The following is a 16,135-nucleotide window of genomic DNA, read 5'->3' as shown; positions in this document are numbered from 1 at the left end:
CATGGCTATCGTTGCGAACGAAACCCGGTTTGGGAAATACGGTCGGCCTGTGCTGGCGTGGGCTGTGGGGCTTTTGTTCTTCTTCCCGATCTTCTGGCTGGTGTTCACCAGTTTCAAGACGGATGCGGATGCGGTGAAGCCCGAGCATCTGCTGTTCTTCACGCCGACGCTCGATAACTACCTCAACATGACCGAAAACTACGACTATTGGCGGTTCGCCACCAACTCGGTCATCACGAGCGTCTTTGCCACAGTCTTTGCGCTGGCCGTGGGCATCCCCTGTGCCTACGCGATGGCGTTCAATCCAAGCCGGGCCACCAAGGACGTGCTGATGTGGATGCTGTCGACCAAGATGTTGCCAGCTGCCGCCGTGCTTTATCCGATGACGTTCCTGACCAAGAGCCTGGGTCTGTTTGATACGCATTTCATGGTCATCGTGGTCCTGATGCTCATCAACCTACCCATCGTGATCTGGATGCTGTTCACCTACTTCAAGGAGATCCCCAAGGAGATCATCGAAGCGGGTCAGATGGACGGCGTGAACACATGGGGCGAGATCCGGGAAATCCTGATCCCGCTGGCGTGGGGTGGTATCGCGTCCACCGCGCTCTTGTGCTTCATCTTTTGCTGGAACGAAGCGTATTGGACGGTCCGTCTGACCACGACCGAGGCCGCAACGCTGTCGAAACTCATCGAAGGCAACCGCGCGCCAGAGGGGCTGTTCTTTGGCCGGTTGTCCGCCGTATCCGCCGCAGCCGTTGGCCCCATCGTGGTGCTGGGTTGGTTCTGTCAGAAACAATTGGTCCAAGGTCTGACCTTTGGCGCTGTGAAATAAGGAAACCCAATGGGACAAATCGTGCTTGATAAAGTGACCAAGAGCTTTGGCGATACGCAAGTCATTCCGCCCTTGGACCTGACGATTGAAGATGGCGAGTTTGCGGTGTTCGTCGGGCCTTCGGGCTGCGGCAAGTCCACCTTGCTGCGCCTGATCGCGGGGCTAGAGGACACGACATCGGGCAAGGTGCTGATCGACAATGAGGACGTCACACAGGTGTCCCCGTCCAAGCGTGGCCTGTCGATGGTGTTCCAGACCTATGCGCTTTACCCGCACATGACGGTGCGCAAGAACATTGCGTTCCCGATGCGCATGGCGGGCATCAGCGAAGCGGAGCAGGAGGCCAAGATCAAGGCGGCGGCAGAGTCGCTGAACCTGACCGACTATCTGGATCGCAAGCCGGGCCAGCTGTCGGGTGGTCAGCGTCAGCGGGTGGCGATTGGCCGGGCGATTGTGCGCGACCCATCCGCATTCCTGTTTGACGAACCCCTGTCGAACCTGGACGCGGCGCTGCGGGTCGGCATGCGTCTTGAGATCACCGAGATGCACAAGCGCATGGGCACCACGATGATCTATGTGACGCACGATCAGGTCGAAGCCATGACCATGGCCGACAAGATCGTCGTGTTGCAGGCCGGTGTGATCGAACAGGTGGGCAGCCCGCTTGAGCTGTATCACAAGCCACGCAACAAGTTCGTCGCCGGTTTCATCGGCAGTCCCAAAATGAACCTGATCGAAGGGGCCGAGGCGCAAAAGCACAACGCGCACACCATCGGTATTCGCCCCGAACATATCGACGTGTCGACCACGGACGGGCTGTGGCAGGGCACGGTTGGCGTGGCCGAGCATCTTGGCTCTGACACGTTCATCCACATCCACGGGGTTCCGGGCTGTGACCCGATGACCGTGCGTGCGGCGGGCGACGTTGCGGTGAAACATGGCGACACGGTCTATCTGACCCCGAATGAGACCCTGTTGCACAAGTTTGACGACAAGGGGCTCCGGATCGAATGACGCGGCTGGCTGGTAAAACGGCTCTGATCACGGGTGCGGCGCGCGGCATCGGAAAGGTGTTTGCGCAAGCCTATCTCCGGGCCGGTGCACGCGTGGTCATTGCAGACATCGATCAGGCGCGGGCGGCGGAAACAGCGATGGAGCTGGACAAGGACAACGCGCTGTCGGTTCATATGGACGTCACCGACACCGACAGCATCCGCGAAGCCATCGGTATGGCCGAAAGCTATGGCTTTGGTCCGATCGACATCCTGATCAACAATGCCGCAATCTTTACCGCCGCCCCCTTCACCGAGATCACCGAAGATGATTATGCCCGGTGCTTTGACATCAACGTCAAAGGCACGCTGTTCACGATTCAGGTCGTGGCCCAGCACATGATCGACAAGGGCATCAAGGGCCGCATCATTAATATGGCCAGTCAGGCCGGGCGCCGTGGCGAGCCGCTGGTTGCTGTGTATTGCGCGTCCAAGGCGGCGGTCATCAGCCTGACCCAGTCTGCCGGGTTGAACCTGATCCAGCACGGGATCAACGTGAACGCCATCGCACCCGGCGTTGTGGACGGCGAACACTGGGACGAGGTGGATGCGTTTTTTGCCAAATACGAGGGCAAGGCGCCCGGCCAGAAAAAGCGTGAAGTCAGCGAAGCGGTGCCTTATGGCCGCATGGGCCGTGCCGAGGACCTGACCGGTATGGCGGTGTTCCTCGCCTCGGACGATGCGGAATACATCGTTGCGCAAACGTATAATGTCGATGGCGGCAATTGGATGAGCTGATGGATGATCTGGCCCAAACTCCGGCACCGGTCGCGCTGAGCCTTGCGACCCTGGACCAACTGCCCCAGGGCATCGCGCGCCCCGAATACGACCGGGACGGACTGCGTCCGGGCATCGTGCATATCGGGTTGGGCAATTTCCATCGGGCGCATCAGGCGTGGTACCTGCACCGGCTGATGCAAACCGGCGCCGCACAGGATTGGGCCATTATAGGTGCGGGTGTGCGCAGCTATGACGTGGCGATGCGCGACAAGCTGATTGCGCAGGACTGTTTGACCACCCTGATTGAACTTGACCCCTCGGGCACCTCGGTCGAGGTGATCGGACCGATGGTCGATTATCTGCCGATTGAAGAGGGTAACACGTCACTGATCCTGGCCATGAGCGATCCTGCCATCCGCATCGTGTCGCTCACCGTGACGGAGGGCGGGTATTACATTGATGCGGCCACCAGTGGTTTTGACGCCAGCGACCCCGATATTCAGCACGACGCGGCACATCCCGATACGCCGCGCACCGCCTTTGGTGCGATGATTGCCGCGCTGGCCGCGCGCCGTGTGGCCGGGCACGGGCCCTTTACCATGCAAAGCTGTGACAACCTGCAGGGCAACGGCGCCATCCTGCGGCAGACGGTGGTGTCGCTGGCCCGCATGATCGACCCTGATCTGGCCGATTGGATCGAGGCGGAGGCCAGTTTTCCCAATTCCATGGTGGATTGCATCGTGCCCGCAACGGGGCCGCAGGAAGTTGCCCGTGCGCTGAGCCTTGGCATCGATGACGCAGCCCCGGTGACGCATGAGAATTTCCGGCAATGGGTGATCGAGGACGATTTCTGTGCGGGCCGCCCGGATTGGGACCGTGTCGGGGCCACGTTCACCAGCAATGTCCATGCCTATGAGGCGATGAAGATCCGCATGCTGAATGCAGGGCATCAGGTGTTGGCCAATGTCGGTGAACTTTTGTCTGTGCCGACCATTGCCGCCTGTATGCAGGACCGGGACATCGCAGCCTTCTTTGGCAAGGTCGAGGCGGATGAAATCGTTCCTTATGTCGCGGCGGTGCCGGATATGTCCCCGTCGGGGTATCTGGACCTGATCACGCGCCGGTTTTCCAATCCCAAGATACACGACACGACTCGGCGTGTGGCCTTTGACGGATCGTCCCGGCACACCGGCTTTATCCACCCGATCCTGCGTGATGCGCTGGCGGCGGGTGGATCGGTGTCTGGCCTCGCGCTGGTTGAGGCGCTGTGGGCGCGGATGTGCGAAGGCACCCGCGAAGACGGCACCCAGATCGAAGCCAATGATCCCCATTGGGACGATCTGACCCGTGTTGCCAAGGCGGCCAAGGACGACCCGCGCGTATGGATCGCGCAATCGCAGTTTTACGGAACGTTGGCGGATGATCCCGTTTTCGCGGATGCCTTTGCAGATTGGCTGACCCTTATCTGGGCCGATGGGGCGCGGGCCGCGATTGCGGCGTACCTCTGACGGGTCCGGGGCGCTAGCCTGCGTCTTCGGGTGTTGCGGCGGGCAGCCAGACTTCGAAATACGCGCCGCCGTTCGGACGATTGCCGGCACGGATCAGGCCGCCGACTTGCTGGATCAACGTCTGTGAGATTGACAGGCCGAGGCCCGTCCCCTCGGCCTGTTTGGTTGTATAGAACGGGGCAAACACGTCATCCACCTTGTCGGGTGCAATACCCGGACCGGTGTCGGACACCGTGATGCATACGCCCATGTCTCCGTCGCGCTCCACATCCTCGGTGATCAGGGTCAGAACGCCCCGCGCGCCCATGGCCTGCACCGCGTTCATGATGAGGTTGATCAGAACCTGCTGCATCTCGCCGGGGTCGATACGGACATGCCCCACCGCGTCGAAACGCGTGTCGACCGTGATGTCCGCTTGGGATATGACGTGGTTCACGAGCACCAGACAGTCGCTGATCACCGGACTGACGGGAACCGTCTGCTCCAGGTCCGCAAACTCACCCGGTCGCGCGAATTGCAGCAGTTTGCCAACGATTGTCTGAATGCGGGCGATTTGGCGGTCCACAAGGCTCAACTCTGTCTGGATGCCGTCCCCTTGCGCGCCGAGGCTGTCGCGGATCACGTCCATATTGCCCTGGATCACCGCCACCGGATTGTTGATTTCATGCGCGACGCCGGCTGTGATCTCGCCGATCGAGGCGAGCTTTTCGCTCATGACCAGTTGGCGGAAGGTCTCTTCGAGCTTTTCGTTTGCGCGCTGCAATTCCGCCGTGCGCTGTGCGACACGCACGTTCAGCTCTTCGTCCCGCTCCTGCACCTGATCCAACAGATCGTCGAGGTGCCCCGCAACCTGACCAATCTCACCGGTGCCTCCGTCGGCCCCGTTGCGCGCAGATAGGTTGCCCCGCTGCACAAGGAACATGGTGTGGGTCATGCGTTCAAGCGGGGCGAAGATCCCCTTGGCCAGACGCAGGAACACCGGCGCAGATAACAGCAGCACCGCAATGAACGCGCCCAGAATGGCCAGAAACGCATTGCGTTTCGCGATGGTAAACGGCTCTTCGAGGAACCCGACATAGAGCATCCCGACATACGCACCAAAGCTGTCGGTCAGCGGCAGGTAGCCCGAGATGTACCAGTCGTTCACCACAAACGCACGGTCAAGCCAGGTGCGCCCCTCGCCCAGCACCTTGCTGCGCACCGCTGCCGACACGCGTGTGCCAAGCGCGCGCACGTCCTCGAACAGGCGCACGTTGGTGGACACGCGCACATCATCAAGAAAGAGGGTCGCGGTCCCCTGTCTGGAGCCGCCGCCCACCGCGTCCTGATAGACAAGGGTGTTGATCGTATCGATAAAGCCGAGATTGCGGTTCAGGAGTATACCACCCACCAGAACGCCCTCGCGCCCCGCGACAGTCACCGGGGTGGCCGAATGAATGACCATCCCCCGGTCTTCGACGATGCGGTCCGTGGGCATGGCGGCTTCGGTTTCGATCAGGGGCAGTCGGGCGCGTTCCGCGAGGTCCGGTGAAATGGCGGCCAGCGCATCGCCTGAGAATATGTCGATCTCGGTCTTGCCGTCGCCCTGTGCCGCGCTCTGGATCACGGGCCATTCGTCTGTCACATCGTCTTGCGGCAGGTGATACAGGAAATCCAGTGCCAGGGCGTCCCGCTTTGCCTCGAAAAAAGCGGTGCGATCGGCGGGCGGTGTTTGCGCAAATTCCACCGATCCCGCCACAGCTTGCAGTTTATCCCCCGTCTCGACCATCAGACGCGACAGGTACTGTTCCGCGATGCGCAGGTCGCTTTCAACGTTGGCAATCAGCACTTCGTCGTAATCCGCTGTCCACCGGGTCATGCCGAGAAACAGCAAAAGCGGCATCAAAACCACCATTGGTGCCAGCGCGAGGATCAAAAGGCGGAAGCGAACCGAATTCATGGCGCCACGCTAGCCCAGCACGTGAGGTTCCGCAAAGCGTCGCAGATGGCATGCCAGCGCACGCCCGTCATCAGGCCGGACATTCTGACCCCGCGCTCGATCGCATGCCCGGCCAGCAGAGACAGGATGTCACCACGGTGCAACAGGGCTGGCGTCCCTTCGTAAAACGGTTCAGTTTTGGGCAAAACAAGCAACGGGAGGATCGGCCATCGTCGATCTTTGGGAGGGTCTGCGGCACGCCTTTTGGCTGGTCGTCACATTTGATGCAGAGCTGGCAGAGATTGCGCTGCGCTCGCTCCGCGTCACCCTCACCGCGTTGCTGATTGCTTGCATGATTGCCCTGCCCCTCGCAGCGCTTCTGGCGGTGCGTCGCTTTCGCTGGCGTCGCGCAACCATTGCCATGCTCAATGCGTTGATGGGCCTGCCGCCGGTTGTCGTGGGCCTGATCGTTTATATCTTCCTGTCCCGCTCCGGCCCTTTTGGGGCGCTTGGATTGCTCTTTACACCCACCGCCATGATCGTGGCGCAGGTGATCATCATCGTGCCGCTCATCGCATCCATCGCGCACCAGTCGCTGCGTGAACTGTGGGCCGAATACCACGATCTGCTGATCTCCATGAATGTGACGCAGATGCAGAAAATGCAGACTCTGCTGTGGGACGCCCGCCGCGCGCTGTTGACGGCGGCGCTGGCAGGGTTCGGACGCGGGATCGGTGAGGTGGGCGCGATCATGATCGTCGGCGGCAACATCGACAATGCGACGCGGGTGTTGACGACGGCCATCGCGCTCGAAACCGGGAAGGGTGAGTTTGCGCTCGCCCTCGCCTTGGGCTTTATCCTCATCGCCTTGGCGCTCGGCGTGAACCTGATGATCCACTGGATCGGGCAAACCGAAAGGGACAGCCGATGGTGACCGCGCTGTTTCCTCTGACCCTCAAAGGGGCCGAAACCTCGCGACGTGGCAAACGGTTGGTCGGGCCTGTCGATCTGTCGCTCGATGGGCAGGGCCTGTGCGTGGTGATGGGGCCAAACGGGTCGGGCAAGACCACGCTCTTGCGGTTGATGCACGGCACGGCGCGATTGACAGGCGGGACAGTCACCTGGGCCTGCGACACGGCGCAGGCGCGACACAATCAGGCCTTTGTGTTTCAGCAGCCCGTGGTGTTGCGCCGCACAGTGGAAGAGAACCTGACATACCCGCTGCGGCTGCGCGGAACCGCTGGCAAAACTGCCCGCGCTGCCGCTGCGCACTGGGCGGAGAAGGTGGGGCTGTCGCCGCACCTGTCACGCCGGGCCATGGTTCTGTCTGGCGGAGAACAGCAAAAACTGGCCATCGCGCGTGCGCTGATCACCGAACCGGCGCTTGTGTTTCTGGACGAACCCACCGCGTCATTGGATGGCCGCGCCATGCGAGAGATCGAGGCGATCCTGCTGCAGGCCAAAGCGGACGGCACCCGCCTGATCATGTCCACTCATGATATGGGACAGGCCCGCCGCATCGCCGATACGGTCGTCTTCATGCTGGGCGGACAGGTGCATGAAACCGGCGCGGCCCAGGATTTCTTTGACAACCCCAAAACCGCGCAGGCCCGAGCATTCCTGAAAGGAGATATCGTGGAATGAAACAGACACTTATCGTGATGTTCTGGACGTTATGCGTGGGCACCGCACAGGCCGCCGACCAGATGCGCCTGGCCGTGACCACTTCCTTCCACAACTCTGGCCTTGCGGATGTTCTATTGCCTGAGATTGCGAAGGATCTGAACCTTGAGGTTCAGCTTCTGGTCGTAGGAACAGGACAGGCCCTGCGGCTGGGCCGGGCCGGGGATGTGGACGCCATTCTCGTGCATTCCCGCGCGGCAGAAGAGGCATTCGTGACCGAAGGCTACGGCACGCATCGGCGCGAAATCATGTACAACGACTTTGTCTTTGTTGGACCGTCCGGGGATCCGGCGGATATCGCGGCCGGTCAGACCGCGTTGGACGCCTTGCAGCGTATCGCCGCGGCCAAGGCACCGTTTGTCAGCCGGGGCGATGACAGCGGCACGCACAAGAAAGAGCTGAGCCTCTGGTCCAACGCTGGCCTTGAGGCGGGCGGTTTCGGCACATGGTACAATGCGGTTGGCGCAGGGATGGGGGCGGCGCTCAATACCGCGTCCGGGCTTGATGCCTACATCCTCTCGGACCGGGCAAGTTGGCTGAACTTTGGCAACAAAGGCAACCTGGCCCTGCTGTTCGCGGGCGACCCGGAACTCTTCAATCAATATGCGTTCCTGCCCGTGAACCCGACACGGCACGATCATGTCAAATCAGATCTCAACGCGAAACTTGAAACCTGGCTGACGTCCGAGCGGGCCGAGGCGTTGATCAACACCTATACGATCAACAGTGAAACGCTGTTTACGTTCAACGCGGATCAGTGATCAAACGCACCCGATCTTCTTCTGGCTGGAAATACCATGGGGGTGTGGGGGCAACGCCCCCACGTCCGTCGGATTGGCACAGCCAATTCGAAATCAGGATCCCTGATCCATATCCCCGTGAATCGCAAACTGATCCAGTCCGGCGTCCTGGGGCGCGATTGTCCGATACGCCTCACGCACGCCCGCATCGGTCAATTCCCGGGATACGGTCAAAAGCGTGTTGGCATCATGATCGTCACACAGCGCCACCATCTGCGCCAATTCCTCCGACGCAACCGGGCGCGCGGCGTCAGTAGATGGCGCGCCGTAGTAGGTGACGAAGTGCTGCGCCAAAAGGTCAGTCAATGTCTCTAACTCGGCGCTTTCCAGTTGCGTGACTGCGACAAAAGTCACGCGCCCGCCGGTCTCCAACCCGAACCAACCATTGGCAAAAGCTTGCCGTGCCTTGCCAATCAGGTCGCCTTCGCCCCAGTTCGAAAATTCGAACCCACCCGAGATGCACCACTCGCCCGTTCGGGCAGGCGAGGCAAAAACATTCATGTCGCTTTCATCGAAATGGATCGCGCGGGCGAGTTTCATGTCTGTGCCTCCAACACGGTCGTCAGCGGGATCAGATGCGTTGTCTGGTCATCGCGCAACAGCATGCCAAAATCCTCGTCAACACCCAGGAATGTCCCGCGTAGGGACTGATTTCGCGCCTCTTCGCCTATTCCAAAGGCCAGTGCACGCCATTCTGCATGCAGTGCTTCCGTACCTTCATCTTCCCAACGGTTCAGCCAGTTCAGAGTGTGCCGTGCCCAGGCTTCCAGCAATGTCGGCGGCGATACCTCGGCGCATCCTTCGGCAAAAAGCGCGGTATCGTCCGGTGTCAGGCCCGTGTCATCAGACGGCGGAACAAGTGGCAGCGTAAACCCGATGACCAGCCAGTCGGGCACAGCTTCAGGGTCTGGTCCAGAGGCCAGCGCGCGGAACCCGCCGCAGCGCGCGCCGTTCACGCGGATGCCGCCGTACCAGTCCAGATGCACCGCAACCTCCGGCGGGGCCAGCGCGCCAAGCGCGTTTTGAAAGCCGACGCCGCACAGAGGCAACATGGCTATGGCCTTGCGCAAGGATACTTCGGGGGCAAAGACAAGCGCCGCCTGCATTTCCGCCGCCCCCAATTTATAGGAAATGAGGCCCGCGTCACAGCCCAGCGTCGCCCGCATCACGGCGTGATCAAAAGCGCTGTCCGGCGCTTCCTCGCCCCACATCAGGGGCGGGAAAGTGACCTCTGCCACGTCGCTCATGCGACACCCTCTTTGATCAGCGTGGCGGCAACGTCCTGAAACGCCTTGGCCTGTTTGCTGTCGGGTTGGCTGACCGTGATGGGCGCGCCACCGTCGGCGGCAAGGCGGATCTGCAGATCGAGCGGCACCTCGGCCAACAGTGGCACGCCCAGCTTTTCGGCCTCCGACTTGACGCCGCCATGGCCGAACACGTGCTCTTCGTGCCCGCAATTGGAGCAGATATGCGTGCTCATATTCTCGATCATGCCGACGATGGGGACCTTGAGTTGCTGGAACATGTCGACGCCCTTGCGCGCATCAATCAGGGCCACATCCTGCGGTGTAGAGACGATAACGGCCCCATCCACCATGAATTTTTGCGCCAGCGTCATCTGCACATCGCCTGTGCCGGGAGGCAGGTCGACGATCAATACATCAAGCGCGCCCCATTGCACCTGGCTCATCATCTGTTGCAGCGCACCCATCAGCATCGGTCCGCGCCAGACCACCGCCTGATCGTCGTTCATCATCAGGCCGATGGACATCATTGTGACGCCGTGGTTGCGCATGGGCAGGATCGTCTTGCCATCGGGGGAGGCGGGCCGCCCGGACACGCCCAGCATGCGCGGTTGGCTTGGCCCATAGACATCAGCATCCAGCAGACCCACGCGCCGCCCCTGTTGCGCCAATGCGCAGGCGAGGTTGGCGGAGACGGTGGATTTGCCCACGCCGCCCTTGCCCGAGGCCACGGCGAGGATCCGGTCGATGCCGGGCACTTTTTGCGGGCCCTTGGGTTCGGCGGGACGTTGCGGTTTCAGGTCCGGGGGCGGCGCTTTTTCGGTATGACCGGTCAGCACAATCGCCACACTTTCGATCCCGTTGAGCGCGCCAATGGCGGCCTCTGCCTTGGCCTTCACGCTCTCATAGGCGGCGGCCTGCGCGGGGTTGATCTCCATCACGAACCGCACCGTGCCGCCATCCACGTTCAGCGCGCGCATCACGCCCGAAGACACGATATCGCCGCCGGGCGCGTCGATCCCCTTGAGGATCTCAAGAACCTGTTCTCTGCTCACGCGTCAGTCCTGTCCCTTGATCTCGCCCGTGACCTCGTGGGTCATGTCGAGCGCTTCGATGGTCACGACCGCTTTCACCGCAAAGGTCTTGCCACCGGTGTCGGCGCCACGCATCGCCTCTTCGATTGCCTGTTGCGAGGTCACGCCGACCTGCTTCAGGAACTTGCGCATGGACATGTTGAAATCGTCGCTCATTGGCGGTCTCTCCCTATCGTTGACGGATCGCGTGGGCGCGTTTTACGCTGGTCCCATGCGATTTCTTGTAGTGATCTTGGCGCTGTTGCCGGGTTTGGCAATGGCCGATGACAAGCGGGTGGTGTTCTATGCCCCGCCTGCCTTGGTCGAAAGCGGGCTGATCAAGCACATCGCGCCGCGCTTTTCGCTGAAGACCCAAGTTAGGGTCGAAATTGTGGACGATCCCGCCGCGGCGGAACTGGTGCTTGGCCCCGATGGCCGCGCGCTGTTTTCTGGCTTGGGTGCGGTCTGGCACATGGATCTGCGCAGCGATGGCAAGGGCGCGCAGCGGTTTGCCGACTGGCTGACCTCGGACGTGGGCCGACGCACGGTGCAAAGCTTTGCGCCCGAGGGCGACCCGATCTTTACCGAGCCGAAAGCGCAAAAGGCTGTCGTGGCCGAGGTTGAGATGACCGGCGATGCGGTGCTGGGCCAAGAGGCGTCCTGGGCCAAATGCGGGCGCTGTCACGTGACCGAGCGGGGCAGGGGCGGCTTTGGCATCGGCTCTACCCCCAGCTTTTTCGTGATGCGCGGGTTTGAAGATTGGCAGGCGCGGTTCGCGGGCTTCTATTTCCTGAAACCGCATGCGGCCTTTACCCAGATTGAGGGCGTGACCGATCCCTTCCCGATTGACCGCCCGTCGCCCATCGCGCCCATCGAACTGACGCTCGATGATCTGGAGGCGATCCTCGCTTACGTGGCCGCATTGGCCCCCGCTGATCTGGGCAAACCGCTGGAACATCAGTGATCGCGCCGCTTTGACAGGTAGTCGTCGGTCGTGCGCACGCGCGGGCGTTCGCCGCCCTGGAACGGGTTGTCGTCTGCGTGGAACTGTGCGGTGACGCGGCAATTGTCGCACATTTGGATCATCCGCAGCTTGTCGCCCGAGAACATCGCGTGATCCTTGAGCTTGTCGGTGATCCGGTCGATGGCGGATTTGGAGCCGAAGAGCGATCCGCATTCGATGCAGGGAAACGGCTCTTCCTCATTCAGGATGGTTTGAGTGAGGGCTGCGTCGGTGAGGTTCAAGCGCGGCTCATAGCTGATTGCGTCCTCGGGGCAGATGTTGGCGCAGAGGCCGCATTGCAGGCAGGCGTCTTCCTGGAACCTGAGCTGCGGTTTGTCCGAGTTGTCCCCGAGCGCGCCGGAGGGGCAGAGCGACACGCAGGACAGGCACAGCGTGCAGGCGTCGGTGTTGACCAGCACAGCGCCGTAAGGCGCGCCATCCGGCAGCGCGATGCTGTCGCTGTCGGGGTGCAGGGCCTTGGCCGCCTGCCTAGTGATCTGGCGGCGGGTGCCCATGGGCCGGACGGGGGTCGCGACGGGGGCGGGGGCCTGCGCGTCGTAAAGTGCATCGCTCATCGCCTCGGGATCTGGCGTGTCGAGCAGGGTGGCTTTGTCTGTGCCTGCGATCGCGTTTGTGAGTGCGATTTGCGTCTCTAACGCGGGCATATCTGCGGTTGGTCCGGGCAGGATTGTCACGTTTGCGAACCCGGCGGCGAGGGCGGCGATGGCTTCGGCATGGCCGAACGCGCCGATGGCGGACATCTCAAGCGGGATCACGTCGGCGGGCAGGCCGCGACCGTGGCGGGCCGACAGGCGGACCATCTCGGCCCCGTGGCTGTCATGGACCAGCAGGCGCGGGGCGGTGCCGCCAGCGTCGAGGAACGCTTTGGCCATGGTCTGGACCCGGCGCATGGTCAAATCCACGGGCGGCGCGTCGTAAGTGATGGCGCCCGACGGGCAGGCGGCAGAGCACGCGCCGCAGCCTGCGCAGATCATGGGGTCGATGGCGACATGTTCGCCAGCGGATGTGATGGCGCCGGTGGGGCAGAGGTCCAGGCAGTTGGTGCAGCCCGTTTGCTCGGCCCGAGAATGGGCGCAGAGCAGGGGGGCGGTTTTGACGTAAAGCGTCTTTTCAAACGTTCCGGTGAGGTGCGAGGCGGCGAGGATGGCGGCGGCGACACCGGGCGCGTGCCCCGGCTCGGCGCGCAGATAGCCGTCGCGTTTTTCGTGCGCGGGAAACAGGGGCGTGTCGCCGCGCAAATCGAGGATGATGTCGCAGTGCGAGCGTGCGCCGTCCTGCGGGGCGGTCAGGGTAAAGGCCCCGCGCCCGCCCGGTTCGATCTGTTGCAGCGCGTCGATCACCACTTCGAACTGCGCAAAGGCGCCCGAGGCGCGGCGCAGTTTGCCCACCACGACGTCATAGGCGCGCGTGTCGGGGATGTCGGCGGAGTCCGACAGCAGCACGGTCACGCCCAGATGATCCTTGAGTTGTTCGGCGGCATCCAGCGCCACGGCGGCTGGCCCGAGGATGAGGCACAGCCCTTCGCTGACCACATCGAGGGTCTTTTCGGGCTCTGCGGGCAGCATCGCGTCCGCAATGAGTGCGGACATTTTGGGCAGTTTTGGGACGGTATCATCGCTCCACCCCGCGCGGTCGCGCAGGTCCAGGGTGGGGGGTGCGGGGCGGTTCAGACCCTCTGCCACCTCCTCAAATACCCGTGCTTCCTGGGTGCAGCAAAAAACGGCGTCGGGGTCGGCAAGGGCCGCTTCGGCCTGGGCGAGTTGGGTGGTGCAGAGGGCCGAGCAGGGCGCGTGGACGTCGAGCCCGGTGGCCTTGGACAGTCCTTTGGCATCGATGGTTTGAGTGCCCAAACAATCGCATGTTATCAATGACTTGACCACGTTCGCCTCCCCCAAACCAGGGGCCTGTTTTTGCCCCCGTTCGCCCGTGTATTTGCGTCAGCCTAGACATGATTCGTTGCACTTCACAAACCGTTTTCCGGTCAGGGCAGGGGCGCGAGACGCCTCGATTCGACGTTGGTGATTCGCGTTTCGGTATGCGGCGGTATTCCCGAGTGAAACAGTCGTGATGGACAATTCGTCCTTCTGAACCGCGGGCCGTCAGACAGGCTGGCCAAACTGCCTTTGGGTTCACGCAAACTGACATTTCTCCGACAAGCCACTTTGAGGATGAAAATTTTGGCAGTTTGATAACCGGCAGGGAGGACCTAGGGTGATCCGAAACCCCGACCAGTACCAAACCATGCCTTTGGGCGTCGTTTTGCGGCGGCTGCCTGGTGTGACCCGCTGGGCCTCCTATTCCTGGAAAGCTGTGGCTGTTTTGCCCGGGGCCGGACCTGCCGATTGGCAAGAGTTGCGCCGGGAAGGCGAGGCGGTGGAATACCACGCCGCGACCCTCCCGCTGGATCTGCACGGGGCGGAAACGGAGGCGTATCTGCATGGCCTGTCGGCGGAGGTGCCAAGCATCTACGTCGTGATGCGCGAATGTTCCGGAGATCAGCCGCTTGAGATGTTGCTGGTGACCGCGTCACCCTATGAGGCGCAGGATTACACCGACAGCGGCGAAGAGATCGTGGAGAAGGTGCCGATGCCCGCGGGCCTGATGGCGTGGGTGCAGGGTTTTGTCACCGATTTCCACGAGGATGAGGTGTTCATCAAGCGCAAGCGTGACAAGAAGCGCACCGACCTGCGCGAGGACGGTATCGGCGATCCGCGCATTTCTTCGGCTGCGGATATCTATGCGTCCCCTGCGCGGCAGCGGAGGCGGGTGCATTGAGCGGGCGTGATTTCTGGTCCCGGCGGCGCGCCGGGGTTGAAGCCGAGGAGCAGGTGCTGGAAGCCCGTGTGGCCGAGGCGGAACTGGCCGAGCGGCCAGATGACGAGATTCTGGCAGAGCTGAACCTGCCCGAACCCGAAGCGCTGGACAGCCCCGACGCGGTGCGTGATTTCCTGAAGGCGGAACTGCCGCAACGGCTGAAAACCCGCGCGCTGCGCCGCTTGTGGCGGTTGAACCCGATGCTCGCCAATCTGGATGGGTTGGTGGATTACGGCGAGGATTACACCGACGCGGCCACTGTCATCGAGAATATGCAGACCGTTTATCAGGTTGGCAAAGGCATGGTGACGGCCTTCCTTGAGGACGAAGAGGAAGAGATCGACGAGGTCCCAGCCGAAGAGATCGAAGAAGAACAGGCGCCGCTGATCGCAGCCGCCGAACCCGCCCCTTTGCCAGAGCCCGAAGCCGAAGCGCCTGCCATGCCGCAGCGTCGGATGCGGTTCGCGTTTGATACAGCATAATGGAAGACAAAACCGTGACAGCCGCCGAAGACATCCAAATCGCAGACATGGATCGCGCCCGCGCCGATCTTTACAACTTTCTGGGCGCGCTGCTGGCCGGACCGCCAGACGAGATGCTGTTGGCGCAGACCGCCGGTTTGTCAGGGGATGAGACGGAGCTGGGGCAGGCCATTGGCACATTGTCCAAGCTCGCCAAGGTGACAAAGCCCAAGGCGGCAGAGTCCGAGTTCAACAAGCTGTTCATCGGTCTGGGCCGGGGCGAGCTTTTGCCCTTTGCCAGCTATTACCTGACCGGGTTCCTGAACGAAAAGCCGCTGGCGACGTTGCGCCAGGACATGGCTGCGAAGGGGATGCAGCGGTCGGAGACAGTGTTTGAGCCCGAAGACAGCATTGCCAGCCTGATGGAAATGATGGGTGCGATGATCGTGGGTCGCTTTGGCACGCCCGCTGACATCACCGCGCAAAAGACATTCTTCAACAAGCATATCGGCCCGTGGGCCGGGCACTTCTTTACCGATCTGGAAGAGGCGAAGACGTCCGTTTTCTATTCGCCGGTCGGGACGGCGGGCAAGATTTTCATGGCCGTGGAGGCGGAAGCCTTCCGGATGAGCGGCGCCGAGTGAGGCGTCAGAACGGGTGGGGTGACCTGCCCAAAACAGCGAGAGGAGACGATCGCATGAGCAGATCAGAAGACGGTGCATCGCGCCGCGACTTTCTGAAGCTGGCAGGCACAGCCGCCCCCGCAGCCGCGGTGGCCGTTGCAGCCGGTGGTCAGGCGCAGGCGGCGGCAGAGCCGGACCTGAGCAAAGAGACCATGCAGGATACTGCGCACACGCGCGCGTATTTCGACAGCGCCCGGTTCTAAGGGCTGACCAAGGGAGGGCCGCGCCCGGGAATAAGCCCGGACGGGGTAGGTGAACAGCGACTGGTTGCGTGACGCCCGACTGCTGCAAACCAAACGAGACCAAGCGAGCCGCCCGGT

General features: G+C 62.1%; 18 protein-coding genes. 12 read left to right on the top strand and 6 right to left on the bottom strand.

Annotated features, from left to right (window positions below; all coding sequences use genetic code 11):
- Nucleotide 1 precedes the first annotated feature (1 nt).
- From ACERHN_RS09320 to ACERHN_RS09305, 4 genes are read left to right on the top strand one after another with little or no spacing between them, the layout of a single operon-like run.
- Entirely contained in the window at nt 2–835 is an 834-nt protein-coding gene (locus ACERHN_RS09320; RefSeq protein WP_415922359.1) for a carbohydrate ABC transporter permease, read from the top strand.
- 9 nt (nt 836–844) lie between these two features.
- The gene (locus tag ACERHN_RS09315) at nt 845–1,849 is read left to right on the top strand and encodes an ABC transporter ATP-binding protein (protein WP_415922358.1); all 1,005 of its coding nucleotides are present in this window, start codon (nt 845–847) and stop codon (nt 1,847–1,849) included.
- Entirely contained in the window at nt 1,846–2,625 is a 780-nt protein-coding gene (locus ACERHN_RS09310) for an L-iditol 2-dehydrogenase (RefSeq protein WP_415922357.1), read from the top strand. The genes ACERHN_RS09315 and ACERHN_RS09310 overlap by 4 nt, the downstream gene beginning before the upstream one ends.
- Nucleotides 2,625–4,115: a mannitol dehydrogenase family protein gene (locus ACERHN_RS09305; protein WP_415922356.1), complete on the top strand. Its 1,491-nt coding sequence runs from the start codon at nt 2,625–2,627 to the stop codon at nt 4,113–4,115. The genes ACERHN_RS09310 and ACERHN_RS09305 overlap by 1 nt, the downstream gene beginning before the upstream one ends.
- Before the next feature lie 13 nt (nt 4,116–4,128).
- Here ACERHN_RS09305 and ACERHN_RS09300 read toward each other — a convergent pair whose 3' ends face one another.
- A complete protein-coding gene (locus tag ACERHN_RS09300; protein ID WP_415922355.1) occupies nt 4,129–6,054 on the bottom strand; it encodes a cache domain-containing protein in 1,926 nt (641 codons plus the stop codon).
- A 208-nt stretch (nt 6,055–6,262) separates the two neighbouring features.
- On the opposite strand from ACERHN_RS09300, the gene ACERHN_RS09295 reads away from it, so the two are divergent.
- From ACERHN_RS09295 to ACERHN_RS09285, 3 genes are read left to right on the top strand one after another with little or no spacing between them, the layout of a single operon-like run.
- The gene (locus ACERHN_RS09295; protein WP_415922715.1) at nt 6,263–6,967 is read left to right on the top strand and encodes an ABC transporter permease; all 705 of its coding nucleotides are present in this window, start codon (nt 6,263–6,265) and stop codon (nt 6,965–6,967) included.
- Nucleotides 6,961–7,677 (top strand): ATP-binding cassette domain-containing protein, encoded by a 717-nt coding sequence (locus ACERHN_RS09290; RefSeq protein ID WP_415922354.1) that lies wholly within the window; start codon nt 6,961–6,963, stop codon nt 7,675–7,677. Before ACERHN_RS09295 ends, ACERHN_RS09290 begins: the two co-directional genes overlap by 7 nt.
- Nucleotides 7,674–8,477, top strand: a complete 804-nt coding sequence (locus ACERHN_RS09285) for a substrate-binding domain-containing protein (protein WP_415922353.1) — start codon at nt 7,674–7,676, stop codon at nt 8,475–8,477. Before ACERHN_RS09290 ends, ACERHN_RS09285 begins: the two co-directional genes overlap by 4 nt.
- A gap of 93 nt (nt 8,478–8,570) precedes the next feature.
- Here ACERHN_RS09285 and ACERHN_RS09280 read toward each other — a convergent pair whose 3' ends face one another.
- The 4 genes from ACERHN_RS09280 to ACERHN_RS09265 are packed head-to-tail and all read right to left on the bottom strand — an operon-like array spanning nt 8,571 to nt 11,010.
- Nucleotides 8,571–9,056: a DUF6505 family protein gene (locus ACERHN_RS09280; protein WP_415922352.1), complete on the bottom strand. Its 486-nt coding sequence runs from the start codon at nt 9,054–9,056 to the stop codon at nt 8,571–8,573.
- Nucleotides 9,053–9,763, bottom strand: coding sequence for a DUF4444 domain-containing protein (locus ACERHN_RS09275; protein WP_415922351.1), 711 nt, complete (start codon nt 9,761–9,763; stop codon nt 9,053–9,055). The genes ACERHN_RS09280 and ACERHN_RS09275 overlap by 4 nt, the downstream gene beginning before the upstream one ends.
- Complete coding sequence (locus ACERHN_RS09270) at nt 9,760–10,815, bottom strand: Mrp/NBP35 family ATP-binding protein (protein WP_415922350.1); 1,056 nt, start codon at nt 10,813–10,815, stop codon at nt 9,760–9,762. Before ACERHN_RS09270 ends, ACERHN_RS09275 begins: the two co-directional genes overlap by 4 nt.
- Nucleotides 10,816–10,818: 3 nt before the next feature.
- Nucleotides 10,819–11,010, bottom strand: coding sequence for a DUF6494 family protein (locus tag ACERHN_RS09265; protein WP_415922349.1), 192 nt, complete (start codon nt 11,008–11,010; stop codon nt 10,819–10,821).
- A 55-nt stretch (nt 11,011–11,065) separates the two neighbouring features.
- Here ACERHN_RS09265 and ACERHN_RS09260 point away from each other — a divergent pair, with 55 nt between their 5' ends.
- Nucleotides 11,066–11,797 carry a hypothetical protein gene (locus ACERHN_RS09260; protein ID WP_415922348.1) on the top strand — a complete coding sequence of 244 codons (732 nt, stop codon included), beginning with the start codon at nt 11,066–11,068 and terminating at the stop codon, nt 11,795–11,797.
- Here ACERHN_RS09260 and ACERHN_RS09255 read toward each other — a convergent pair.
- The gene (locus ACERHN_RS09255; protein ID WP_415922347.1) at nt 11,791–13,737 is read right to left on the bottom strand and encodes a 4Fe-4S binding protein; all 1,947 of its coding nucleotides are present in this window, start codon (nt 13,735–13,737) and stop codon (nt 11,791–11,793) included. The genes ACERHN_RS09260 and ACERHN_RS09255 overlap by 7 nt on opposite strands.
- Before the next feature lie 361 nt (nt 13,738–14,098).
- On the opposite strand from ACERHN_RS09255, the gene ACERHN_RS09250 reads away from it, so the two are divergent.
- Genes ACERHN_RS09250 through ACERHN_RS09235 form a run of 4 tightly spaced genes read left to right on the top strand, consistent with a single transcriptional unit; the run spans nt 14,099 to nt 16,018 of the window.
- Complete coding sequence (locus tag ACERHN_RS09250; protein ID WP_415922714.1) at nt 14,099–14,632, top strand: DUF3305 domain-containing protein; 534 nt, start codon at nt 14,099–14,101, stop codon at nt 14,630–14,632.
- Entirely contained in the window at nt 14,629–15,153 is a 525-nt protein-coding gene (locus tag ACERHN_RS09245) for a DUF3306 domain-containing protein (protein ID WP_415922346.1), read from the top strand. The genes ACERHN_RS09250 and ACERHN_RS09245 overlap by 4 nt, the downstream gene beginning before the upstream one ends.
- A complete protein-coding gene (locus tag ACERHN_RS09240) occupies nt 15,153–15,776 on the top strand; it encodes a TorD/DmsD family molecular chaperone (protein ID WP_415922345.1) in 624 nt (207 codons plus the stop codon). The genes ACERHN_RS09245 and ACERHN_RS09240 overlap by 1 nt, the downstream gene beginning before the upstream one ends.
- 53 nt (nt 15,777–15,829) lie before the next feature.
- Nucleotides 15,830–16,018, top strand: coding sequence for a twin-arginine translocation signal domain-containing protein (locus ACERHN_RS09235; RefSeq protein ID WP_415922344.1), 189 nt, complete (start codon nt 15,830–15,832; stop codon nt 16,016–16,018).
- The last annotated feature ends 117 nt before the right edge of the window (nt 16,019–16,135 follow it).

This window comes from Tateyamaria rhodophyticola, from assembly GCF_047777875.1.
Taxonomy (GTDB): domain Bacteria; phylum Pseudomonadota; class Alphaproteobacteria; order Rhodobacterales; family Rhodobacteraceae; genus Tateyamaria.
The sequence above is the reverse complement of the archived record's forward strand: the minus strand, read 5'-3'. Positions and strand labels throughout refer to the sequence as shown.